We start from the raw sequence: 23,526 nt of genomic DNA, 5'->3' as shown, positions 1-23,526 counted from the left end.
ATCAGGGAGCGGCCGGCGGTACGATGATGTGGTCCGGATCCTGTCCGGCCATTGCCTTCCGCCACACCAACGCATAGGCCCGTTCGAGATCGCGGGCGAAGCCTTGGGTGTCGTGGAGCGGGCCTTCGGCCACCGCCTTGGCGATTCGATCACTCAACGCCGCTAGTTTTTCCGGCTGTCGGGCCAGGTCGATGGCGGTCTCGCAGTAGCTGTCGATGCCGGGTGCGATCAGCTCCTCGATGCCGAGGGTGGTGAGTAGGCTGGCGGCGACCCGACCGGCGAAATGATCCCCCGGATGAGTGAGCACGGGCAGGCCCATATAGAGTGCGTCGCTGGCGGTGGTATGGGCGTTGCAGAGGAACGTATCAAGGAACAGGTCGGCGCATTGCTGTCGACGGAGGTGGACCGGTCTCGGCGCGCGATCGGCGAAGATCAGACGCCGCGGGTCGACGCCGTTGGCCGCCGCCGCGGCGAGTAGGTTTCTGCGTCCGTGGGCCTGATCGGCCAACAGCCACAGCACTGCGGCCGGTGCTTTTCGGAGGATGCGCATCCAGGCCGCAAATGTCGCCGGCTCGATCTTGTTGTTGAGGTTGAAGCAGGCAAAGACGAATGCGTCGTCGGGCAATGACCATTCGGCACGGGCGGGCGGCCCGGGTGCGATTTCCTGGTCCGGATTGTTGACCTGGTAACAGCGCGGAAGGGTAATGACTTTCTCTGTGTACCAACGCCGGTCCGGCGCCGGCACCACGATGGGGTCGGCGATGATATAGTCGATCCAGGCCGCCCCGGTGGTCCCGGGGAATCCCAAATAGGAGATCTGGATGGGCGCCGGCCGCCGGGCCGCGATCCCCGGTCGGGCGTGGCGCGTCCAGCTCATCAGATCGACGAGAATGTCGACGCCATTGGCCCGTATCTGTTCTGCGGCATCGACATCGTTGCGGTCATGGAGGTCGACGAAGCGGTCGCTATCGGCGGTGATTCGCCGGCGTTGCGCGCTGTCCTCGGGCGGCCCCAGCGAATAAGCGTCGATGGCGACCCGGGAACGATCATGGGCACCGAACAAGGCCAGCATCAAATGTGCCGTTGGATGGCGGCGGAAGTCGGCCGACAGGTAACCGATGCGGAGCGGGGCGTCGTGGCGCCTCAGGGCCGGGCGCGCCGCTCCTTGGTCGTCACGCGCGGCACGGGTTTCGGCGATCCGGCACCGTTCGGCAGGGTCGATGTCGAGAAACAGCGCGGCATAGGGCCGGACGTCGTTGACCACGGAATATGCGCGATCGCGGCGCACCAGTTCGACCAGGCGCCTGGTATCGGTCGCCAGGTCTGTCCAGTCGGCCACCAGAAGCCGGGCCTGAAGGTCCGCGGCCAGCGCCGACGCGTTGTTCGGATCGAGGGTCAGCGCGCCGGCGAAGCATCGCCGCGCGTCATCGATACGGCCGAGGCTCTGTAAGGCAGCGCCTTGCAGATAGAGGCGCCACGAATCGGGCCCAGACAACGCCTCCGCCCGCTCGAAATGGGTCACCGCCTGCTCGATTTGCCCCAACCCGACTAGGACCGTAGCCAGATTGGCGTGGGCCAGGGCGTAGTCGGCATGGAAGGCGAGGGCGCGTGAGAACAGCTCAACCGCCTCTCGGGGACGCCCGGAACCGGCGAACGCGTTGGCCAGGTTGTTGAGTTGAGCGGGAAGGGAGCGTGGAACGGTGGGCTGGCCGGTCGCCATTTCAACGGCGCGCAACAGGATCGCTCGCGCCTCGTCGTGGCGCCCCGCCGCCAACGCCGGCTTTGCCTCGGCCAGCAGGCGGCGCAGCGGCTCCTCGGCCTCGGGCGGCAAGGGGAGGGCGGAGCGGTTTTCCTCGGACTCGGCCATCATCACATCCTGCGGGCCACGATCTCCCGACTATACCGTCTCGCGGCAGGTGACACACCGCTATCGCGAGCGGCGCGGCGAGGTCTATTGACCGGCCGACGACCGGTCCTTATGTTCGCGCCGCGCGGGGCCCGTAGCTCAGTCGGTAGAGCACCTGACTTTTAATCAGGGTGTCGCAGGTTCGATCCCTGCCGGGCTCACCAAGTTTTTCAACCTTGCCCTGTTTATTGTCAGCAGCGAGCACAGGTGGCTGAGCCGTGCGCCCGGCAAAGGATATTCCTTCCGGAAGGTTCGGCGGCGATCTCTTCATGCGCTTTGCTACGCAGCATCGAAGGCCTCGAGACAGCGCGCGATGTCGTCGCGGTCATTCGGTTCGTTGAGATATCCGCGACAGGCGCGGCCGATCAATTCGCTGCTCCGCTTGACGCCCGCCCGCCGCGATTCCGTGCGGCCCCGTGCCGGTCCATCAACGACCCGGCCGAAGCGATGTGGTGGTCGGCCCTCAGTTGGAGAAAAACTCTCCCGATCCATCCGCGCAGAAGGAACTGCTCAGATAGCAGCCGGTATTGCTCTCTCGGCATTGGCTAAGCGCCATCGCCTGGGCGGTTTCGATTGTATCTTGAGTTGCCCAGCCCCATCCGTTGCCGGGCGCACGGGCCACGGCGAAACAGCCGGTAATAAGAGTCGCGAGTTCACAGCCATAGCTGGCCTCCGCCAGACAGCTCGACATCGCATTGGTCTCGGCTTCGTCGGCATCGGGATAGTTGTAGGCGAAATAGAAGGCGTCATTGTCCGAGTAGTCGACGCCCTTGGCGACCGCGCCCCAAAGGACCGCGTACGGGTTTTCATAGACCGAACACAACATGTCCAGGTCCGGATCGCCCTCGCCCATGAGAAAGTAGTCGTCGCACAGTGCCTCGTAGTCCACCGGCGCGGTTGCATCTGTTCCGGATCCGCCGGGATCGGGGCTCCCAGTGGTCACCGCGGCCAACCGTTCGATCAGGCGGTCGGTCACGGTCCCGTTCGGCTCAAGCTCATAGTCGCGTTCGAATTTCATAATCGCGCGCGAGGTCTTGGCGCCCATCAACCCGTCCGCAGGGCCCGGGTCATAGCCGATCTCGGCGAGTTGTCGTTGCACCATTTGGACGGTCGAGTCCGGCGAGCGAGGCGGCGGCGATGACACCACGGGCGGCTCCTCGACCGCTATCGGTGGTGGTTCGGCGACTACGGGCGCCGGCGCCACCGGTTCCGGCGCGCCTTCAGCTAGGGCATCCGCCGCCCTGGGGGCGGTGCGCGGCGTCCACTCAGCGGCCCGCTTGCGTGCCTCGGCGAGTTCGACCTTCGGCATCGATGCGTTCAGGGCATCGCGACGCGCATGCGCTTCCTCGTGGGCCTGAGCGGCGGCAAGATTGTAGTAGAGATGGGCTCGAACGAGATCCTGCGGCGTGCCCAATCCCTGTCCGAAGAGCGCCGCCAACCGGTACTGACTGTCGGCGTCGCCGGTATCCGCCCAAATCTGCCATTCGGCCAACGCCGACGCATAGTCTTTGGCGTCATAGGCACGGAGGCCGTCATAGAAGTCGGCCGTTGCCGGTGCGGTCGACTGTAGTAGGAGCGCAAATGCCGCCACCGGAAGAATCCTACGATACCGGCGAGGCTTCCTTCGATCGACAAACAGCCAATCCCGAAATGTCACGGCAGCGTTCTGAACTAAGCTTATACTTCGAACTCGTCTCCTAGCGTTCGAACAACGGCTAACAATCGTTTCAACGCTGTCGACCCTTGGCGTTGCGGCCGCACGAACTCGGTTCGGTCCGGCGGCAGGGACCGTGGGGGCGGCCTCCCAAGAGGCACCCATCATTGATGGCTCCCGTCGGCGGCAATCACTGCCAACAGTTCGCATTCGCTTCTCTGCCACGTCCTGTCGTCGCCTTGGAGATTGGCGAATGCCTCCTCCTCGATTTCTGCGCGAGAGATTCCAATGAAAGCGGATATCGCTTGGTAGATGTACTCCTCTGTCTCCTGCGTGCACCACCGCCACCCAAGCCAATCAACCGAGTCCGGCGTCGCAACGACGCTCAGCACAGAGCATTTGTCGGGAACTCCGGTTAGTTCGCGGCATCGTTTCGTCACGGCTTCCTGGGACGAGGCGCGGCTCTGGTGGTTCCAAGTCGCGGCATTGGTCCCGTCCGTGCAGGCGCAGGCGGCGCCCCAGATGTATTTGTTCAAGTCGATCGCCCGCAGTTCCGCAAGCAAATCGGGCGTCAGCAGGACGAACGCCGGCGGCAGCTCCATACTCGATTCATCCAACAGTTCATGGCCCCACAGCGCGAACCTAGTATCGCCGGCCAAGATACCGGCCTCGGAGCCAAGCTCCTCGCCATAGAGATCGAGCAAATCGATCTCAAAAAGAATGTTCTGTACCTCTCGGATCACGTTCGGGTCCGTAATTTCCGACGAAAAATTGATCGCGCGCAGCGCCTCCAGGACATCCGGCGTCAAGAGATATGTGGGTTTCATTCCACCGTAGCTCTGCCAAGCACCGATTGCATATCTGAAGTCCACTCCGGTTATGGCGGACCCGGGTTCATCGAGACGACCGGCACGCCAAAGGATCGTCTGTGCCTCGCGTATGAGATCCTTGTCGGTGACAATGCTTGTCACATCGATCTCGCGCAGGCCGGCAAGAACATCGGTCGTGAGACGTGCGGTTTGCTCACGGTCGTGATTGGACTGCCATTCGCTGATCGCGTCTCTGGTCTTGGCGCCGATCACTCCGTCCACTGGACCGGCGTCGAAGCCAATCTGGGTCAAGATGGTCTGCGCTTCGCGTATCGTGCCGGCATCGCTGATTTCCGGCCCTGGGTCGCTCGGTGGCGGCGGTGCTGTAACGTCGACCGATGGTTCGGCCTCTACGCTCTCGGCTGACGCGCTCGACGGCTCGCTAACCGGTTCGACCGCCACGCGCGAAACCCAGTCGGCGGCGAGCTTCCGCGCCTCGGCAAGCTCTTCCCCAGTCATCATTTCGCCGATAGCGTCTCGGCGCGCGCGCGCCTCTTCGTTTCCCTGCGCCCCGGCAAGATTGTAGTAAAGATGGGCGCGCACGAAGTTCTGCGGCGTGCCAAGGCCGTGTTCAAGAAGTTCCGCTAATCGAAACTGGCTTTGGGCGTCGCCGGCATCGGATGCGGGCCGCCATTCGGCGAGCGCGGCGGCGAAGTCCTTGGCATCGTAGGCGCGCAGGCCATCGTAGTAGTCGGCAGTCGCCGACGGCGCCGACTGCAGCAGCATCACAATAAGCAGTCCACTGAAGACCCTGCCAAATCGGCGGACATCCATGCCGAACAGAAACCCTGGTGCGCTCAATCCGCTAGGACAGGACGTCGTCTCATCCTGCTCCCCTTTATGACCCGCTGAAACCGTACCACGGTGGACTAGAATTGACAAAAAGTGCTGAGGCATGCCGGTCGCGACCAGTCCCATGCTCATCCAGCGGGTAGCGCATCAATCCTGGATGGCACCCAGCCCCCACATCCGGTCGAGCGGATCTTTCGCCGTGATCTAGGTGGGCACTTCGACAAGATTGCCGCTGACGGTCCTTACTTTGGGCGCGGTCGATCATTTCGCCGTGGCGCCCGACCGCCGCCCGCTGCGTTTTCGTCGGCGAGTACGTGCAGATACCGCTACGCGACGACGCACCGGCGTTCAGCATAGTGGCCCAATTTCCTGGATGCGTTGACCGATCTTAAAAAAATTCGCATTCGTTTCACCAATATCGGACATTTGGCGCCGCTGAATCTCGCCGGCGCGCGATCGGTCGTTTTCCGGGGAGGCGAGCGACTGTCGGCGCCACAATTGGAACACAGCGCTACGGCAACGATGTTCCCGTATCAAACCGGCGCAATGCGGCGAGAATCGCTTCGAAAGGGCCGGGGAGTTGGCCATACTGGGGTTTGCGGCGTCAACAACTGTGAGACAGATTTGGGTTATTGAAATCCGGGCCACCGAACGAGACCTCTGAGCAGGTTGTCAAGAACATCCGTCGGGCGACACGCAAGCGCTATTCGGCTGAGGAGAAGATCCGCATTGTGCTCGATGGCCTGCGCGGCGAGGACAGCATTGGCGAGTTGTGCCGCCGTGAGGGTATCGCCCAGAGTCTCCACTACAGCTTGTCGAAGGAATTCCTGGAGGCGGGGAGGAAACGGCTCGCCGGTGATACGGCCCGTGAGGCTTCGACAGGCGAGGAGTAATCGTGGGCCAATCGGCTCGAATTGAGTAATCTACGTCGGGCGCATGACGATGGGAGATTGCTGCGTGGCCGACGACCCGGCGAAACCGGTTGGGACGAAAAAGAAGACCGTCCTGGTCAGCAGGAGCCGGCGCGGCAACCTGGTCTCCCATTACATGACGCAGGAGGATCGAGTCCTGCGCGGCGCCTATTCGGACGTCGTTCGGATCAAAATCGTCCATCCGCCGGATTTTCGTCCGCGTTACGGTTACGGCGAACCGGCCAATGGGTTCATTGCGGAGATCCTCGCGGCGCACGATACGGCGCAAGCGAAATTCATCGAACACATGGCCGCGCATCGCGACGCCTTCGCGGCCATTCCCCTCGATGGGCCGGACGAGGGTAGCGAACCGTACTGGAACCAGAATTGGTTCAGCCCGCTCGATGGGATGAGTCTCTATACGGTTCTGACCGGGGAACCGGCGCCGAGATACATCGAGATCGGATCGGGAAATTCCACCAAATTCGCGAGGCGCGCTATTCGGGACCAGGGTTTGCGCACCGCCATCACGTCGATCGACCCTTCGCCGCGCGCCGAGATTTCGGACCTCGCCGACCATGTCGAGCACGTGGCGATGGAGGATCTCGATCCGGCATTCTTCGACAGGATCGCGGCAGACGATGTTGTTTTCATCGATGGGAGCCATCATTGCCTGCAAAACTCGGACGTGACGGCATTCTTCCTCGACGTGCTACCCCGTCTCAAGGCCGGTACCCGTATCGGTATCCACGACATCTTTTGGCCCAACGACTATCCGCCAAGCTGGGTCAAGCGTCATTACAACGAGCAGTATGTGCTGGGCGCCTACATGCTGGCCTTCGGCGAGAAATTTCCGCTGGTCTTTTCTTGTGCTTATGCGGGGGTTCGGTACGAAGAACGGATAAAGACAATCGCGCCGCCGGGCCTCGAATTCCCGGCCCACGGCATCGGAGGCGGCTGCCTGTGGTTTCGAAAACCGTCGGGTGCCTGACGATACGGGGCGAAAGATAGCAAATGTAAGATAAGAGGGTATTGTTCTATGGCATTAGAATTAAATAAGAGTTTGTCACGGCTGATAGGCTTTTCGTGGGTTCTTCCGGCAACCTTGCTAATTCTGTTCGCCGGCGGATGCGCCTCGGACGCGACCCGACCCGCCGCCCCATCCCAGCGGCCCGCCATTGCCGTCGACGCCGACGGCGCCGCCACACGCTTGGGCGAGGCGATACGCATCAAGACGATTTCCGCCGATCTCGAGGAGCCGAACGGAACCGCGCCGTTTCGTCAATTCGCCGATTTTTTGACCGAGAAATATAGTGACTTCGGCGGCGCCTTGACGCGCGAGACGGTGAACGAGTTCAGCTTCCTCTATACGTGGAAAGGCGAAGACTCGAGCGCAAAACCACTACTGCTCATCGCTCATCTTGATGTCGTGCCGATCGACGAAAAGACCAGGGACGATTGGCATCACCCGCCATTCTCAGGACTTGTCGCGGACGGCATGATCTGGGGCCGCGGCAGTCTGGACGACAAGCTCAGCGTACTCGGCATCCTCGAAGGGGTCGACATTCTGGTCAAGCAAGGGTTCAGGCCAAACCGGACGATCTATATCGCCTTCGGTCACGACGAAGAACTTTCGGGTGCCAAGGGCGCCCAGACGATTGCCGAAATGCTCCGAAGCCGTGGCGTCCATCCGGAATACGTCCTGGACGAGGGTCTTGTCATAACCGATGGCATCGTGCCGGGGGTAAAGCCACCGGTGGCGCTGATCGGTACCGCCGAGAAGGGGTATTTGTCCCTCCGCCTGACCGCCATGGGCACTGGAGGACATTCCTCGATGCCACCGCCGGAAACCGCGATCGGGCGTTTGGCCCGTGCCATCGTGCGCCTGCAAAAACGCCCGATGCCGGCGGAGATTCGACCACCGACTTCGCAGATGCTGGCCGCCCTGGCGCCCGAAATGTCGTTCCCCCAAGATATTGCGGTGACCAATCTGTGGTTGTTCGAGGGCATGGTTGTCTCGGAGTTCGAATCCTCACCGACGACCAATGCGGCCATCCGTACGACGGCTGCCGCAACAAAGATTGCCGGCGGTATCAAGGACAATGTCCTGCCGCAATCGGCGAATGTCATCGTCAATTTCAGGATACTGCCGGGCGACGACATCGATGACATTGTCGGCCATGTCCGCAAGGTTATCGACGACCCGGAAATTACGATCGACGTCGAGGGCGAGGCGAACGAGGCGTCGCCGGTGTCGAGCATCGATGCGGACAGTTACCGGGCCATAGAACTGACAACGTTGGAAGTATTTCCGGACGTGCTCGTCGCGCCCGGTCTGGTCATCGCGGCGACCGATAGCCGGCACTATGTGGCGATCGCCGACAACGTCTATCGCTTCCTGCCGGTGAAGCTGGACAACGAGCGCCTGAGCGGCATTCATGGTGTCAATGAGCGCCTTGGCGTCGCCGCCTATGGCGATGTCATTCGGTTTTATGTCCGCCTGATCGAAAATACGGCCGGTCAATGATCGGCGCGCTCAGGCGGCCGGGACCGGCGTGTAGTTGAAGGACAGGTCGGAGCGGCGGCGGAGTGCCTGCTCGCCGCCGTATTCGGCGATCAGCGCGGCCTGATCGGCGAAGGCGCGCGCATTGACTTCGGCCGGATCGCAAATCCCGCACAGGGTCCGTTCCATCTCCGCGAGTGTGGACGCCGTGCCCGGATCGTCGGCCAAATCCCGTAACTCGTCGCGGTCCGTATCGAGGTTGAAGAGCTGCGGTCTTGCGCCCGCGTAGTGAACCAGCTTCCAGTGTCCTTTCCGCACCATGAACATGCCGGTCGGGGAACCGCCGTCGTGGTATTCCGAAAACACGACCCGGTCATGATCGTCCGCCGCGCCGGCAAGTGAAATTAACGACTGGCCCGGTAATTCCGTTTCCGGGACTTCGCCCAACACCGCGTCGAATGTGGTCGGATAGATGTCGATCAGCGACACTGGGGTGTGCGATACATGGCCGCCCGGCGTCCCGGGCCCGGCGAGGATGAGCGGTATGCCGACCGAGCCTTCGTACATGACCTGCTTGGTCCAGATCCCGAGGTCGCCGAGCATCTCGCCATGGTCCGAAAGGAACAGAACGGTGGTGTCGTCGGCGAATCCGGAATCGCCGAGAGCGGAAAGGACATCCCCGATAAGCTCGTCGACGAAACTTATCAGGGCGAAATAGCTGGCCCGCGCGAGGCGCCGCCGCTCCGCGGTGAAATGGCGGTCGTAGTCGAAAAAGCCGATAAGTTTACGGAGTACGGGATGCGTGGCGTCTTGGCCGCCCGACGGGATCGGTTCGCCGAGTTCCCGGTCCCTGTAGAGATCGAAAAAGCGGTGCGGTGCGACCAACGGATAGTGGGGACTGGCGAAGGACACGAACAGCGCCCATGGGCGCGGGTTTTCTCGGCCGCGGTGGTCAAGCCAACTGCAAGCGGCGTCCCGGACGTCGCGATCATAGCGATGGTATTCGGTCTCTCCCGGTCCCACCTCCGCCGCCAGTTCGCGCGCGGCCGGAAAGTCCGGCAAGGGATCGCGTAGGAGAGCCGGCATCCACCCGACGCCGTCCGCGACATGGAGCGGCAGAATTTCCGGTGAAAAGCCGTTATCGTCCCGGCTTGACCCGAAATGCAATTTGCCGACTGAAACCGCGTCGACGTCACGATGTCGCAATGCGTGGGCCCAGCCTTCCGGCTTTCCGCGATAGGGATGCGCGCTGTCCCAATGGCCGCTCTGGTGGACGTAGCGGCCGGTCTGGATGACGGCGCGCGCCGGCACGCAAATGGGCGAATTGCAATAGGCACGGGTAAAGCGCGTTCCCCGCGCCGCCAGGGCGTCGAGATGCGGGGACTGGATCACCGGATGTCCGGCGCACCCGAGGCAGGATCGGGCAAATTCGTCGGCCACCAGGATCAGCAGATTTCCGGTCATTCCGAGGCTCTCAAACACAAAAGGCTTGCCGTTGACGCCATCCTATACCAAAACGATATCTTCTACTCGGGAGTGCCGCACGATGACCGTGATCAAATCCGCCGATGCCTGGGGCAGCAATCTTCCCTTTGAACAGGAACGGGTCGACCTCGCCTGCGCTTTTCGCTGGACGGCGCGCCTGAACATGCACGAAGGCACCGCCAATCATTTCAGCTTGGCGGTCTCCGACGACGGGACCCGGTTCCTGGTGAATCCCAACGGCAGTCATTTCTCACGCGTTAAGGCCAGCGAGCTGCTGCTCCTGGACGCGAACGACGACACGACTATGGAACAGCCGAATGCGCCCGATCGCACCGCTTGGGCCTTGCATGGTGCCATTCACCGCAATGTGCCAGACGCGCGCTGCGTGCTGCATTGTCACGCCAAATACGCGACGGTGCTCGCCTCTCTTGCCGATTCGACCCTGCCGCCGATCGACCAAAATACCATGCGGTTTTACGACCGCGTCGTGATCGACGACGGTTTCGACGGCATGGGGCTCGGCGACGAGGCGGAACGGGTCGGCAAGCTGGTCGGCGAAAAACCGGTCCTGGTGATGGGCAATCACGGTGTGATGGTCTTCGGCCGTTCGGTGGCCCATGCCTTCGACGAGCTCTACTATTTCGAGCGTGCCTGCGAGACCTACATCGCGGCCCTGTCGACCGGGCGACCATTGAGGATCGCGTCCGACGAGGTGGCGCGCAAGACGGCCCAGCAATGGCTGGATTATCCCGAGATTTCGACCCGGCACTTCGACGCGTTGAGGGCGATCCTCGACGAGGAAGACGCCGGCTACCGGCTCTAATGATGGGTCACGCGGTGGAGGCGAGGGGCGCCGCCGCGGTCTTGCGGGCGGCGTCGATATAGAGCTCCCGCAGCCGCCGGGCGACCGGGCCGGGCGTACCGGTGCCAATGGCCTTACCGTCGATGCGGACGATCGGATAGACGAAGGTGGAGGAACTGGTGAGGAACGCCTCCTTCGCCGCATAGGCCTCTTCGGGTTTGAAGGGCCGCTCCTCAATGGTGATGCCGGTCTCCCGCGCCAATTGCAACAGGGCGGCACGGGTGACGCCGGCGAGGATTTGACTGCTCAATTGGCGCGTGACGATGCGGTCGTCGGCGGTCACGATATAGGCGTTGGACGATGTGCCTTCAGTGACATAGCCGTCCTCGACCAACCACCCCTCGTAGGCGCCCTGTTCGGCCGCCGCCTGCTTGCCCATGGCCTGGGCGAGGAGCGCAATGCTCTTGATGTCGCGGCGCTGCCAGCGGATATCGGGCAGGGTAATCACCGAAATACCGGTTTCGGCGAGCGGCGAATTGACCAGGTCGCGGGCCTGGGTAAAGGCGACCAGTGACGTCGGTGTGTTCTCGGGATAGACGAAATCACGCTCCGCAACGCCCCGCGTGACCTGCATATACACCGCGCCCGACTCCACGCTGTTGCGGGCGATCAGCTCGCGATGAACGGCGGCGAGCTCGTTCCGGCTCACCGGCCATGCCATGTTCAAAGCACCCAGCGAGCGGTCGAGGCGCGCCAGATGGCCGTCGAAATCGACCAGGCCGCAATCGAGGACGGCGGTGACTTCATAGACGCCGTCGGCGAACAGGAATCCGCGATCGAAGACCGAAACCGTGGCCTGGTCCTCCGGCACATAAGCGCCATTGACGTAGACGATGCGTGTCATCCCGGGTTTCCTCGCTGCGGGTCGTTGGCGACGGCGCGCAATCTGGCAAGAGCAGGGGTTCGGTGCAAGATATTCGTGCATTGCCGTCGCCTCGCCGACCGACGCGCGTGACCGCGCCTGTCAGGTGGGCACCCCCGAAACGGCAACCGCCGCACCGGGTGGGCCGGTGCGGTGGTTGAGAGGGGCACTCCGCCGAGCGGATCTTACTGCGGAATCGTTACATCTCCGTCGGCCGCGAACGTGACGGTGGCGCGATACTCTTCCCCGGGTATCGGGACCTCGCCGCCGGTGCCGGTATCGTAGATCACGCCGTGGCCGCCGATATGATCCGCGGCGGTGGTCGCGCCCTGGAAGAACGAGCCGTCGATATCGATCTGCACCTCGGTCGACCCACGCATGGCGGTGTCGGAGCCGCTGAAATGGGCGCCCAGCGGACTAACGGCGATATCGCCCTTGGCGTTGATCGACCCGCTGAATGCCGCGCCATCGAAATCGTCGACCGCGAAGGTGCCGTCTTGGGAGCCGAAGTTCCAAAACGCGTCGAAATTCGCCGCCTCGATATATTGTTCCGCTACCTCGCCCGTATTGTCCCAGACGTTGCCGATCATATGGCCGTCGAAATTCGCGACCGCGCCGGCCGTCCGCAGGTCGTTGATATCGCCTTGGGTCGGTAGCTCGCCGGCGGCGAAGGTGCCGAGGTGGAAGCGCTCCGTCCTGAAAACCTCCGATTGCGAATCGTCCCAAATGAACTCCGACGTCCAATAGCCCCATTTCAGGTAGTCGCATTCGCAATAGTCGACGCCGGGCTTGAAGGTCGGTTCGCCGACGACGTCATGGGCGACCATGAGCGAGCGGAAGCCGTCCGGGTTGAACGTGAAGGATTCGCCAGGTTCGCCGTTAATATCGCCTTGCGGCGCCGAAGGCCCCCCGACATTGCGAGCGCCGAAATGCTGCTCGTCGATATAGGTCCCGCGGGTTCCGCCGATCCCGCCGAACGTGAACCGGCCGTCGGTGATGTCGGTGACTGGCCCGTCGGGGATGGCATCGGTGTCGAAGTTAAAGCGGGCGAAGAGGGAGTTGGTCGTCGTGTCGGTGGCCATGAAGAGCCCCTGCTCGGCGCCGAATGGCAGGTCGTTCTCCGTCATCACCGGATAGGGATCGGAGAACACCGGGCCTTCCGGGAATTCGACCGATTGCCCGAGCACCGCGAAATAGCCGCGGAGCGGATTGCTCTCGCTGGTGTGGTCGACGCGCATGCCGGGCACGAACGCGGTGTCGGTGGCGCTGGCGACGTGGCGATAGCCGTTCACCGTGCCGATCCCGCTATGGGTAATCTCGAAGTTTCCCGACGTAAAAATATCGCTCGGGTTCGAATTCACGCCCCATGGGTCGTTGTTGTGGAGGACGAAGTAATCGAGGTCCGGACCGAAGAAATGATCGTCATTCTCGTCTGGGACCGAACCGATCTGCGCGGTGAACCGCGTCGTGTCCTCCGTGGCGTCATAGCGCGCCGTGCCCCGCGTGCCTTCCGTGATCACGATGGCGCCCTCGTCGTCCTCGCTCTCGAACAATCCTCCCGCCACGCCGACCAGGATTGACTTTTGGGCCGCCCACTGGCCTTGGATCGCGAACGAGGCTTGAAGCGTCTGGGCCCCGTTGAACAGAAATTCCTCGACGCCGATCGGCGTTGTCGTGTCGAAACCGCCGGAAGTCGGCTCGACGAGGTAGTAGGGCGACACGCTCGGATTCGTGAAATTGCCGCCGGCAAATTGTGAAACGAAGGGAATGACCGATGGTGACAGGTTGGGATCGGGGCGGAGGTCGTAGGTGCGCACGGTGCCGTTGGCCAATGCCGGGTTGCTGAGATCGGTCGGATTGCCGCCGAAGATGAAGGCGGTGTCTTCGAAGCCTGCCGTGCTGTTCGTCGCGTCGAAATAATAGAAATCGAAGTCGAAGTTCGAAACGTACCCGGTCGCCTCGAACGGACCCTCACCGGGCACGGCGATGACGTCGAACTCGAACTCCGTGCCGAACGCAAGCGTTGGGAACAGGCAGGCGGCGCCAGCGGCGTTCTCACACGGTGCCGGCAAGGCAACGCCGACTATCGGCAAGGCGAGAACGCCGCTTGCCGGGTTGTAGATCGCGTCGCTGAATCCGGTGTTGGAATCCAGATCCGGACCGCCGATGAAATTCTGCAGGAAAGGATCGGTGACGAGACCCCCATCATCGGTGGTAAAAGGATCGGTCGTGAGCATCACCCGTCCGCCGATTATGCCGCTGACGACGATCGACGCGGTGGCCGTGTCCATAAGCTCGCCGGCATCGGTGACCGTGTATTCGAACGTGTCTGTGCCGAAGAAGCCTGCGGGAGGCGTATAGGTGAACGACCCGTCCGCGTTGGCGACGACGGCGCCGCCGAACGCGCTAACCGCATCGAACGCCGTCACCGGCGGCATCCCAGCCTCGTCGAGGTCGTTGGCATTGAGGTCCGTGGCCCCCATGGGAACAATCAACACGGTGTCCTGCAGGGTGTTGTAGAGGTCGTTCATGGCATCCGGCGCCATGTTCGGCGGTGGTGGTGGCGGCGCCACCTCAGGCGGACCCGCCGCGTTGTTATTTTGATTTACTTCACCTGGATCGATATTTAGATCAATGCCACCTATGGTGTTGGTGCCGATGTTATGATTGGGCGTGTAACTGCCAGGATCAGCGCTGGGATCATTGGACGGAGGCGGATTCTCATTGAACCCCTCTTCGACCTCTTCATTGCCGAGGCCGTCTCCGGTCCCGCCCTGGAAATTGGAAAAGAGGCTCGCCACATCGTCGGGATCGACCTCGGTCGATTCGACGCTGCCGTCACTGCCGACGGTGACCAAGACGGTCGAATCCGCGGTCGTGCCGTCGTCGTCCTCGCCTTCTCCGGAGCCGCCAGGATCGCTGCCCGGCGTCTTGATCGTGATGATCCCGAATGGCGCCAAGACCGAGGTGTCGCCGGTGCCGGGGTCATGCTTGACGACGCTGATGCCACCGCGAACACCAATAATCGCCGAAGGTGTCTCAATGCTGACGCCGCCCGTCTTGCTGATCTTGCCGCCGACATAGCGGAGGACGCCCTGGGCCATCGAGATCGACAGCGTGCCGTCGGCCGCGGCCGGATCATAGACGAACTCATCGAGGACGATCTTCGAGTTCGGTCCGATGGTCAGCGTCGATTCGTCGAGGAACAAGATCTGGGTCTGGCCGCGTCCTTCGGTCTCGACCGCTTCCTTGAACACCACATCCGCGCCGAGCAGCAGGGTGCGTCGGCCCGCATCCGGGGGCGTGCCGTAGGTCGCAGGGTTGACAGCGGCTGTCGTGCCGATTTCCTTGGCGCCGACCGGCGCCGCGATACACAGCGCGAGCACGATCGCCGACGCCGAGCGCGTAAGATGGGATCTTGTCATCATGGCCACAGCTCCTTAACGGGGGTATGCGGCGAAAATGTGATCAGAAGAACGATTTCCTCACGCCCACGACCCCTGATAAATTTTGAAACGTAAAATTCGGTAAATTCGATTGATTTTCAGTATACCCGAGCTGCAGGAACGCGGACCATTCGCGCGAAAAACCGATTGTATTTACCACATTTACGCGCCATTCGCGATCCTGTCGGGTGACCAGCGGATCGACGCTCGGGTCCGGCGCATCATAATCGGTGAGCGCGCCGAGCGCGGAAACGTCGAGGCGCCAGGGCCAATTCGTCAGATCCATCGGCGGTGGATACTGGAAACTGGCGAAACCGGCGATGATGTATTCCGTATTGGAATTGTAGTTCATCGTCGCTTCTTCGTCGGAGAAGGTGAAATTCAGGCCGACGGACGTATCCAGCGTGACGAAATGCTGCACCGCCGCCTGCAACAACGGCCCGTCGTTGGTGAGCTCGCTGTTGAGCGGCCGCGCCGAGGTGTTGATGTAGACCTGGTGCCGGTACTGGAAATCGGCCGACATCGAGGTCACCGTATCGATCAGCTTGAACACTCGTACCCCGGCACCGTAGCTGTAGAAATTGATGAGCTCCCCGAGCGCCAACACATTCGATGTCACATAGGGGCGTACCGAGAATTGATTGGCCAGGTCCGGATCGACGAGGAACAGTGGCCCCGTCCGAACTTCGCCGAACGCGAGGTCGAGTTGGTCGAAGGTGAACTGATGAGTGTAGAACGCGGTTCCGTCGGTTTGCCAGCTATCGACGATACTGTTACGGAAATCATAGGAATGCGTGACGTTTCCGCCGGTGAAAATATTACCGTCGGGCTGTCCAAGAAATTGGTCGTCGAGCGTGGCGTTGTTGCCGAGGACACGAACGAGGTTCGATGACGGTCCGGCATTTGCGTTGCTTTGGCCACGGAATCCGGCGCTGATCGCCCCCGTCCAATTGTGCCGGCTCAGGCGCCGGTCGATTTCCTCGGTATAGAAGTTGACCCGTTCGATCACCAATGCGGGCGCGTCGCCGCCGGCGATGGCGCTTTCGAAATAGGACTTCGCGATCGCATAAGCGGCGAGCCGGTAGTAGAGGACGCCGAGCTCGAGCTTGACCCGGGGCAGGTTGGGGTTGATCAGCAACATCCGCTCGAGGGCACTGATCGCGGACTCGAAATTGCCCAGCTTGTTGGCGACGGCGGCGAACTTGAAGGTCAGGTCCAGGTTCGACGGGTCGCGGAACATCTGTTGGAACAGCCGGTCGTATTCGGCCTGCAACTCGGCCTGCGACGGCTCGGGCGTCTGGGATCGCGCATCTGCAATGCCGCCGAGGACGAACCCGACGACAACGGCCAGCGCCAGAAACAAGCCCCTCAAATGAATTCCCCCTTTGTCCTCCAGGTTAGTCCGTTACCCCGCCGTAACGCAATCTCGGTCGCGATTTGTTATCGTCTAAGATGATCGTAATCGAAAAAGCCAGCTATTTGAAGGACCAAGCAGCAGGTTTGTCTAACAAAATTGTGAGGTTGTCGCTCGATTCACGCGTGACCTCTCAATTGTCGCGGCCGATCGATCGACTCGTTCAATTCTTCGCGATAAGGCAATCGTCGGCCACGCCTTCGATCGGCGTCAGGTCGCGCCGACTTTTTCGGCTCATGGACATGGGCTCTCGGACGTCCACGCGGCGACCAGGCGTTCGCCTCCGGCGATTTGATCGGGAGTCATGGAAGCGCTTAGTGCGTTGCGATCGGATACCGCGTCTCGTCCAAAGAATGCTTCATTCTTGTCGTACGAGTTTACCGCCAGCGTGTACCACATGTAAGCGCGGACAGGGTCGGGGGTGACCGGCGCAGCGCGGACAGGGTCGGGGGTGACCCGCGCATCCGGTCGGTAATCGCCTACATTAAGTTTGCTGCCGAGGTAATACTGGGCAGGCGCATAGCCCTGCTTAGCCGAACGGCAAAGGTAATCGATCTGTTCGGGGCCTTCAGCGTAGTAGACGGCGAAATACCATTGGCGGTTCGCGCTCCCATTGTCCGCCTGATCTTGCATTTTATCTTTCCGCGCTTGAGCGACACCCTCCTCTTCATCGTCCTCTTTCGAAGCGCAGACTCGATGGTATTGTTTGTCCTCGAATAAGGGCATCACGGCTAGCAAAGGCGATATACCTAAACCGGCGATTGCCGCAAAAAAAGGAACGCCCGGCAGTGCGACGCATGCATAAATGTCGCCCGCCGAGCAATCTTCCACTGCGCGCTTTGTCACGCCGACAGGCATATCCACGATCGCAAACTTCGCACTTAGTGCAACGGCGTCGAGGCGCGTGCATTCCTCTTCGGCCGTCTGTTGCGGCTGTGGTTCCGCTTTAACTTGCTCGTCCGGTGGTACCGACGCACATCCCGATAACATGAGCCCACAGAGAACTACAGCCAAGCCCGAAGCGTAGCGGTTCATGGCGCTTGGCATTACGGTCCGTCGATCATGACGCCTTGGCTAGCTCAAGGCTTCGAAAAACCGGTTCGACCGCGGTCCTTTCGAGCCGGTCGAAGAGCGACGGATCGAGTTGCTTGCCGACGACGAGCCGCTCGCTGAACGCGATCACGGCCAAAAGATTGGAATCGGTTGGATGCCGGCACGCGATACCGACGACGTGAATCAGCATCACCGCGCCCGGTAACTTCGGATTGCGCCGCTCTTCCGAACGCATCTCGAACCGGACGCATTCGGCCTCCATCCGTGGCTGGAGCTCAACGGTATTATCCAACACGGTGAAGCGGCCGGTATCGATTTTGGCGGTCATGCGTACGCGGCCCGCGGCACGGTTCGGCATGAGACCGCCGACCCATTCTTTGACGAACCCGGCCAAGTCCCGGGCTCGGTCGCCTTCCGCCGCGGTCAATTGAAGCGGGTAAACCGCGAGGGCGAAGGTATTGGTGGTGTAGTCCTCGTCGGGTGGATCGTCGGCGGTGAAGGTTCGCCCTATCCATGGATGGTAAAAGAACGTTTGGCTCGTATCCGTCGATCCGACGATGCACCAGCCCTCACCCTGCGGCGTCAGCACCGAGTACGTATCGCCGTATATGCGCTCGGGATTCGCCGGGACGGCGCCATAGCCAAAGGACGAGCAGGACGCCTCCACCGAACTCGTCCCGCAGCCGGCCAAGAACAGGGCGCCAAACCAAAGCACGGCAACCGCCAGATTCCGGACAATCCTGCCCGCGCTTGTTCCTATTGCCGCCATAGCAATCATGCCGTTTGGCGGCATGACAGGCACTTTGTCGTTTTGAACAACCATTTGAATTCCTTCCGCCCCGAGGCCGTGGCTCCGCGGTTGCGGTCCCGACTTTCGCCGAGGTCTAACTTGACCTTTGGCCAAACGGCAACTCGAACGACGTCACCCCGCCGCCGTCCATGTGCTCGACGGTCCCCCTCAGTGTGCAGCTGTTGATGTCGACCCCCTCCGGCAGCTGGAAATAGACGAACGCGCCCAAGGAGCTTCCGGGTGCGATGATTCGTGATTCAGGAATTTCCTTGGCGTGATAGTCGGCCTCACGCTCCTTGTTTGCGTCCTTGGCCGAAGCGTAGGAGAAAATGCCGAACCCGAGCAGCGCATAGGCAACCGCGTCGTCCTCGAAATCGTCCGCCATCACCGCCGCCCCAACCGGCCGAAAAGTCTGCCCTTTCGGGGATTCCAATTCGACCGTTTCCCGCAGCACGATGATGCGGTCCTGGGACCCGTTGTTCAAATGGACCCTTATCGGGTAGTAACCCTTTTCGTTTAGCGGCTCATCGAAGGCGCTCACGACTTCCGCCTCGGTGTCGTAAGGCTCCGCTGACAATGTGATCCCTTCCACCGTAACGGTACTGACGTAGGCGCTCGAATCCGCATAGTCGACATGTTGCTTGTCGTAGGATGCGCAGGCGCTCAACGATATGAGCGACGCGGCCGCGATCATCGGCATAAACAAATTGAGTATTTTCTCGCATGAGAACATTTTCGCACCTTTCATTACGATATGAGGGACGAGTTTGTGCCCGCCTTAACAGGCGTCGGAGGATCTTGATCACTTGGGCCACATCGTCCGCGAGCCCAAGCGAGGAGAAACGGAAAAATCGCAGAGCACGGGATCCTTGCAATCCATGCGGACGAGAAATGATCATGTCCCAGACGGGCAAGTTGAGGGCGCGTCCCGAAATTTCCTTGGCAACGACTAGGTTGTGGTCGCTTTAAAGCGACGGTTGGCGCGCTCTTGCGCCCCCTCACGCCTAATTTGTAATGTAAATCTATTCTGCCCAGATTCAGAGGAAATGGCAAAGATGGCAGCTGCGAATATGTTGTTCTTCTGAGTAAATCTTGGCAAGAGCGCCCCAACACGACAGACGCCATTGCGGCACCTTTCAAACTCGGCGAGCGATTACTGCCGTTTATGCATGGTCGACTGCTTGCACCGCGGCGTTGCGCTCTTCTGAGCGCCGTTCGATTATTCTAAATGCCGTCCTGCCTTGAAAGATTGCGGATCGCGCCGCCGGTGTCGTTCAATTCTTCGCGATAAGACAATCGTCGGCCACGGTTTCGATCGGCGTCAGATCGCGGTGATGTTTCCAATCGGGCCGCTCGGCCCGCGTATAGGCATTCGACACCGGGTTGACGATCAGCGAAAAAATATGCCGGTCCCAAGGTGAAAGGTTCGGTGGCGAGCAATGGACCAGGCAGTCGCCGAATATCAATCCCGTGCCGGCGCGTCCCTTGGCGGCAAACAGGCGGCCGGCCGCGGTCAACTCGGCGACGACATCATGCCCGACGCACCAGAGGTCGTAACTCGTCGTCGTCGTATCCAGGAAGGCCGGTTGCGGTGGTTTCTTGTGGGATCCCGCGATGAAATGCAGCGGCCCGTTGAATTCGGTCACGTCGTCGAGAAAGACGTGCAGGTTCAGGGCGAGCGGGGCGACAACGCCGTCTTCGTGGTGATGGGTGGCGAAATCATAATGCCATTGCCAGGTTTCCCCCTCGAACGCCGCCTTGACGTTGACCTTGACCTGCTGGGCATAGAGAGCATCGTCCTCGAGCAACTGGCTCGCCGGCTCGATCAGCCGCGGATGGCGCACCAGGTCCGCGTAGATCGGATGGCGCAGATGCAGGCCCATCGCCGTACGCACCACGCCGCTGCGTTTTTCGATGACGTTGGCGGGAATATCCTCGGCAAACAGGCGGGGCAGGGGGCGCCGTAGCGCCGCAATTTCTTCCGGCGAGAAAAGGTCGGGTAGGACCACATAGCCGTCGCGCTGGAACCCTTCGATTTGATCCGCAGTCAGCCGCACCGCGACACCCTCGATCACCCAACATTTGTTCGCCGACGACTCGAACCACCTGTGCATTAGGCGGGTCCGTCGATCGAACTTATTCTAGCATGGCGATTTGTTTTCATGCAGGCAATATGGACGCATTGGTGACATTCATTTCGATGATAAAGCGGCGTATAATCCGACCCTGACTTGGGCTTAGCCGGATACGAAAATGCACGCAACAACGTTTCACATCATGCGACTGGCGGTGCTGTGGATATTTTTGCTTTGCGGCGGATCGCTGCCTTTGACGGCCGATGCCGGATCGTATGGCGACTCGGCAGAAGGTGAGACCAGGATCGCGACCGTATCGCCGGCGGCCACCTGCAGTACCGATCTATCGTTCGCCAATCGGCCGGTCGACACCGTCGAGACAGCAGGCTCTTGCAGTGCTCCTGATCGGGGCACGGTCCCGAGCTTGGCGGCGAGCTGCCAGCCTCCGCCGCAATGTCAACAGCGCCAAGCAGAGCCCGGTTGCGCCTGGCAAACCTGCCGCATACGGCGATCGCCGGAAGGCTGCATCGAATGGGATTGTTGCAAATCGTGTAATAATTAATACAATGTACTAAGCTTGTGTCTTGATATCTAAGATTAAAAGCTAAACGACGTCTTTAGCACCTCCGCTCAGCATTACCGGGGTCAGCCGCGAGCGGCAACAGATGAGGTAGCGCGTTGTCGAATTTGTTCGACGATGTCCTCCGAACCCTCGGCACGACATTGGCTGATCCGGCTTTCTGGGTCGGCCTCGGCGTGGTGTTCGTCTTCAGCCAGGGTCGCTACAGCCTGATGAAGGCGGATATCGAGGAGCTCGATCCGCCGGTCTATCCGCGATCGTTCACGACGCGGTTTCGCTATTATTTAGCGTCCTTCACCTACACCGGGGTCTATGTCGCGGTCTATTTCGGGCTCATCATCATTGGCTCGTTTCCCGAGCTTCAGCAATATCTGGTCACCTTCATCGGCACCATCGAAGGCAAGGATGTCGGCGCGCCGGCGTGGGCGGCGATGGCGGTAACGGCGGTGCTGCCGGCGGTGCCGGTGGTCGCGCGAATCGACCAGCGCCTGCGTGATTTCCTCGATGAATTCGCCAGCATACCGCTGAAGGCGCGGGCGATCGCCGAGGACGTCATCACCGGCATACGGATGAATCTGGAACGGGTCGGAAACGACGAATCCAATGCCGGCCCAAGCCTCGGTTCGATCGAACGCGATCTCCGGGTCTTCGAGGAAATCTGCGACCGCATTCGGCGGCTCAAGAACTCGCGCCGCTTTCGCGCAGCCAAGGCCTATTTCCTGTTCTTTGCCAAGAACCAGGCGTTCCAGGACCGGTTGGAGGAGCAGTTCGAAGCGATCCACAACGATGTGCAAGAAGGATTGCGCGACGCCGACTTCTTCCACGACCATCTCGAGGCCATGCTCAAACGCATTGCGCGTTACCTGGTCTGTGCCGTCTTGCAGGTTGAAAACAACGAATACAAGGCGCGCAATGTCCTGGCCGGAGAGCTCGAAATCCATGCCGTGCGGGTCGTCGGATGGCAATTCAAGACCGGCCAGATCATCGTCGGTATCGTCACTGTGGGGCTGGTAACGATAATCGGTTCCACCCTATCCGCCTATCTGTTGCTGATCGAAACCGGCAGCGCGATCGAATCGAGCATCATCGTCTATTTCATCGAAATCGGCGTCGCCTGGAGCGTCCTCGCGGTGCCCATGTTCATGTTGCCGCTGATGTTCGGCGCCGGCACTCAACTCTACCTGCTCGACCGCGAACAGTTCATGGGCGCGCTCGAGTGGGATGACAAACTGGTCGCCGCGATCCTGACGTTTGCCGGCTGCTACGGCCTGGCGGTTTTGCCTGCACTCTTGCTCGCGGTGTTGGACGCGAACACGGAAATGGTATCCACCGGATCGTCCGAGAACGCCCGCGTCGTTATCCAGCAGATCTTTCCGTGGGCCGTGCCGCCGGCGCTGGTCGGCACGATATTTGTCCTGATGTCAAATCTACGGCTGAGCGACCATCGGGCGATCAATTTCGTCGTCGATCTCGTTGCACATGGCGTGCCCGCTGCCGTCGTCAGCCTGATCGTGGTCAAGTTGACCTATGCCCTGGGATTGGCGGTCAGGGGCGTACCGGAGGAATATTTTCTGATTGCCGCGCCGGTGACGGCCGGATTCATCGGCGGATCGTTGGGCGCGCTCCAGTGCCTGATTTCACGACAGGATATCCCCTCCCAGTCGATGGCGCCGGCGACCGGGGCTAGGACGTGGGCCGAGTGAGGGTTATCTCGCCGCCGTCTTCGAACGGCACACTGCCGCTCAAGGTGCCGTCGACGAGCACCTTGCCGTGGAGGTTATAATCCAGGGTGGGGTTGTTGGAGAGGCGGAAGACCTGGGCTAGCAGATCGAATGTCGAGGTCGAGGCATCGACCGTCATCGTGGCACTGCCGAGGCGCGGGATCGTTACTCGCTGATTACTGACCCCGGACGCGAAGCGGCCCCCGTTCAGATCGAGGTCGAAACTCATGCCACGCACGTGAAGGTCCGAATCGTTGGGATTCTGAAGGCGCAGAACGAGTTCGAACCGCTGCGAAAGCGCGCCGCCGCCAATGGGACGGATATCTTCGACGAAGACCCGCGGCCGTTCGACGCCGATCGTTGAGCAAGCGCCGACTACGACGAGGGCTGCGATCGCTACGCTGCGCGCGATCTGTATGAGCAATGCCTTTGGTCCCGGCCGGTCGCGGTGGGTCACGTTGTCATCTCCTGTTCGTCCGCGGCCATCGCAGACGTTGGCCATTCTGCACACAATGAAATTCCGATGCCATTCATTTCGATTTCATGCCGATGGCTCGGACCTTCAAGTTTGGTGGTGCCTCATGGGCGCCGCTACCACCGGCG

At 61.2% G+C, this 23,526-nt stretch carries 16 protein-coding genes, 1 tRNA gene and 1 pseudogene; 6 read left to right on the top strand and 12 right to left on the bottom strand.

The window, feature by feature from the left end; all coding sequences use genetic code 11:
* Position 1: 1 nt before the first annotated feature.
* Positions 2 to 1,867 carry a tetratricopeptide repeat protein gene (locus GY791_06450; protein ID MCP4328060.1) on the bottom strand — a complete coding sequence of 622 codons (1,866 nt, stop codon included), beginning with the start codon at positions 1,865 to 1,867 and terminating at the stop codon, positions 2 to 4.
* Positions 1,868 to 1,994: 127 nt separating this feature from the next.
* Here GY791_06450 and GY791_06445 point away from each other — a divergent pair.
* Positions 1,995 to 2,070, top strand: a tRNA-Lys gene (locus tag GY791_06445).
* Between the two features lie 299 nt (positions 2,071 to 2,369).
* Here the strand turns inward: GY791_06445 and GY791_06440 are convergent.
* Positions 2,370 to 3,497, bottom strand: a complete 1,128-nt coding sequence (locus GY791_06440; protein ID MCP4328059.1) for a DUF4189 domain-containing protein — start codon at positions 3,495 to 3,497, stop codon at positions 2,370 to 2,372.
* A gap of 227 nt (positions 3,498 to 3,724) precedes the next feature.
* Positions 3,725 to 5,203: an SEL1-like repeat protein gene (locus GY791_06435; GenBank protein MCP4328058.1), complete on the bottom strand. Its 1,479-nt coding sequence runs from the start codon at positions 5,201 to 5,203 to the stop codon at positions 3,725 to 3,727.
* A 650-nt stretch (positions 5,204 to 5,853) separates the two neighbouring features.
* On the opposite strand from GY791_06435, the pseudogene GY791_06430 reads away from it, so the two are divergent.
* The 3 genes and pseudogenes from GY791_06430 (at position 5,854) to GY791_06420 (ending at position 8,659) form a co-directional block, all read left to right on the top strand.
* Positions 5,854 to 6,102: pseudogene (locus GY791_06430) on the top strand (transposase).
* Positions 6,103 to 6,178: 76 nt separating this feature from the next.
* The gene (locus GY791_06425) at positions 6,179 to 7,123 is read left to right on the top strand and encodes a class I SAM-dependent methyltransferase (protein MCP4328057.1); all 945 of its coding nucleotides are present in this window, start codon (positions 6,179 to 6,181) and stop codon (positions 7,121 to 7,123) included.
* A gap of 48 nt (positions 7,124 to 7,171) precedes the next feature.
* Positions 7,172 to 8,659, top strand: coding sequence for a M20 family peptidase (locus GY791_06420; GenBank protein MCP4328056.1), 1,488 nt, complete (start codon positions 7,172 to 7,174; stop codon positions 8,657 to 8,659).
* Positions 8,660 to 8,668: 9 nt separating this feature from the next.
* Here the strand turns inward: GY791_06420 and GY791_06415 are convergent, their stop codons facing one another.
* Positions 8,669 to 10,099, bottom strand: a complete 1,431-nt coding sequence (locus GY791_06415) for a sulfatase-like hydrolase/transferase (GenBank protein ID MCP4328055.1) — start codon at positions 10,097 to 10,099, stop codon at positions 8,669 to 8,671.
* A gap of 82 nt (positions 10,100 to 10,181) precedes the next feature.
* Here GY791_06415 and GY791_06410 point away from each other — a divergent pair, with 82 nt between their 5' ends.
* Positions 10,182 to 10,943, top strand: coding sequence for a hypothetical protein (locus GY791_06410; GenBank protein ID MCP4328054.1), 762 nt, complete (start codon positions 10,182 to 10,184; stop codon positions 10,941 to 10,943).
* A gap of 7 nt (positions 10,944 to 10,950) precedes the next feature.
* On the opposite strand, the gene GY791_06405 is transcribed toward GY791_06410, so the two are convergent.
* The 7 genes from GY791_06405 to GY791_06375 all read right to left on the bottom strand — a co-directional run bounded on the left by GY791_06405 (position 10,951) and on the right by GY791_06375 (position 20,661).
* Entirely contained in the window at positions 10,951 to 11,826 is an 876-nt protein-coding gene (locus GY791_06405; protein MCP4328053.1) for a D-amino-acid transaminase, read from the bottom strand.
* A 203-nt stretch (positions 11,827 to 12,029) separates the two neighbouring features.
* Positions 12,030 to 15,272, bottom strand: coding sequence for a hypothetical protein (locus tag GY791_06400; protein ID MCP4328052.1), 3,243 nt, complete (start codon positions 15,270 to 15,272; stop codon positions 12,030 to 12,032).
* Positions 15,273 to 15,312: 40 nt separating this feature from the next.
* Positions 15,313 to 16,662: a hypothetical protein gene (locus GY791_06395; GenBank protein ID MCP4328051.1), complete on the bottom strand. Its 1,350-nt coding sequence runs from the start codon at positions 16,660 to 16,662 to the stop codon at positions 15,313 to 15,315.
* A 276-nt stretch (positions 16,663 to 16,938) separates the two neighbouring features.
* Entirely contained in the window at positions 16,939 to 17,739 is an 801-nt protein-coding gene (locus GY791_06390) for a hypothetical protein (protein MCP4328050.1), read from the bottom strand.
* A 25-nt stretch (positions 17,740 to 17,764) separates the two neighbouring features.
* A complete protein-coding gene (locus tag GY791_06385) occupies positions 17,765 to 18,580 on the bottom strand; it encodes a hypothetical protein (GenBank protein ID MCP4328049.1) in 816 nt (271 codons plus the stop codon).
* Positions 18,581 to 18,641: 61 nt separating this feature from the next.
* Positions 18,642 to 19,247 carry a hypothetical protein gene (locus tag GY791_06380; protein MCP4328048.1) on the bottom strand — a complete coding sequence of 202 codons (606 nt, stop codon included), beginning with the start codon at positions 19,245 to 19,247 and terminating at the stop codon, positions 18,642 to 18,644.
* Positions 19,248 to 19,821: 574 nt separating this feature from the next.
* Positions 19,822 to 20,661, bottom strand: coding sequence for a proline hydroxylase (locus tag GY791_06375; GenBank protein MCP4328047.1), 840 nt, complete (start codon positions 20,659 to 20,661; stop codon positions 19,822 to 19,824).
* 639 nt (positions 20,662 to 21,300) lie between these two features.
* Between GY791_06375 and GY791_06370 the strand changes: the two genes are divergently transcribed.
* Positions 21,301 to 22,905, top strand: coding sequence for a hypothetical protein (locus tag GY791_06370; protein ID MCP4328046.1), 1,605 nt, complete (start codon positions 21,301 to 21,303; stop codon positions 22,903 to 22,905).
* Here GY791_06370 and GY791_06365 read toward each other — a convergent pair.
* On the bottom strand, positions 22,886 to 23,380 hold the full coding sequence (locus GY791_06365) for a water stress/hypersensitive response domain-containing protein (protein MCP4328045.1): 495 nt from the start codon (positions 23,378 to 23,380) through the stop codon (positions 22,886 to 22,888). The two genes, GY791_06370 and GY791_06365, sit on opposite strands and share 20 nt — an antisense overlap.
* Positions 23,381 to 23,526 lie beyond the last annotated feature (146 nt).

It is taken from the genome of Alphaproteobacteria bacterium (genome assembly GCA_024244705.1).
Classification (GTDB): Bacteria; Pseudomonadota; Alphaproteobacteria; order JAAEOK01; family JAAEOK01; genus JAAEOK01.
The sequence above is the reverse complement of the archived record's forward strand: the minus strand, read 5'-3'. Positions and strand labels throughout refer to the sequence as shown.

Bases quoted from the DNA above. Each gene is read 5' to 3' on its own strand.
- GY791_06405 (MCP4328053.1), bottom strand. From the start codon at position 11,826: ATGACACGCATCGTCTACGTCAATGGCGCTTATGTGCCGGAGGACCAG.
- GY791_06380 (MCP4328048.1), bottom strand. From the start codon at position 19,247: ATGCCGATGATCGCGGCCGCGTCGCTCATATCGTTGAGCGCCTGCGCA.
- GY791_06390 (MCP4328050.1), bottom strand. From the start codon at position 17,739: ATGAACCGCTACGCTTCGGGCTTGGCTGTAGTTCTCTGTGGGCTCATG.
- GY791_06415 (MCP4328055.1), bottom strand. From the start codon at position 10,099: ATGACCGGAAATCTGCTGATCCTGGTGGCCGACGAATTTGCCCGATCC.
- GY791_06420 (MCP4328056.1), top strand. From the start codon at position 7,172: ATGGCATTAGAATTAAATAAGAGTTTGTCACGGCTGATAGGCTTTTCG.
- GY791_06410 (MCP4328054.1), top strand. From the start codon at position 10,182: ATGACCGTGATCAAATCCGCCGATGCCTGGGGCAGCAATCTTCCCTTT.
- GY791_06435 (MCP4328058.1), bottom strand. From the start codon at position 5,203: ATGGATGTCCGCCGATTTGGCAGGGTCTTCAGTGGACTGCTTATTGTG.
- GY791_06400 (MCP4328052.1), bottom strand. From the start codon at position 15,272: ATGATGACAAGATCCCATCTTACGCGCTCGGCGTCGGCGATCGTGCTC.
- GY791_06450 (MCP4328060.1), bottom strand. From the start codon at position 1,867: ATGGCCGAGTCCGAGGAAAACCGCTCCGCCCTCCCCTTGCCGCCCGAG.
- GY791_06385 (MCP4328049.1), bottom strand. From the start codon at position 18,580: ATGGTTGTTCAAAACGACAAAGTGCCTGTCATGCCGCCAAACGGCATG.
- GY791_06375 (MCP4328047.1), bottom strand. From the start codon at position 20,661: ATGCACAGGTGGTTCGAGTCGTCGGCGAACAAATGTTGGGTGATCGAG.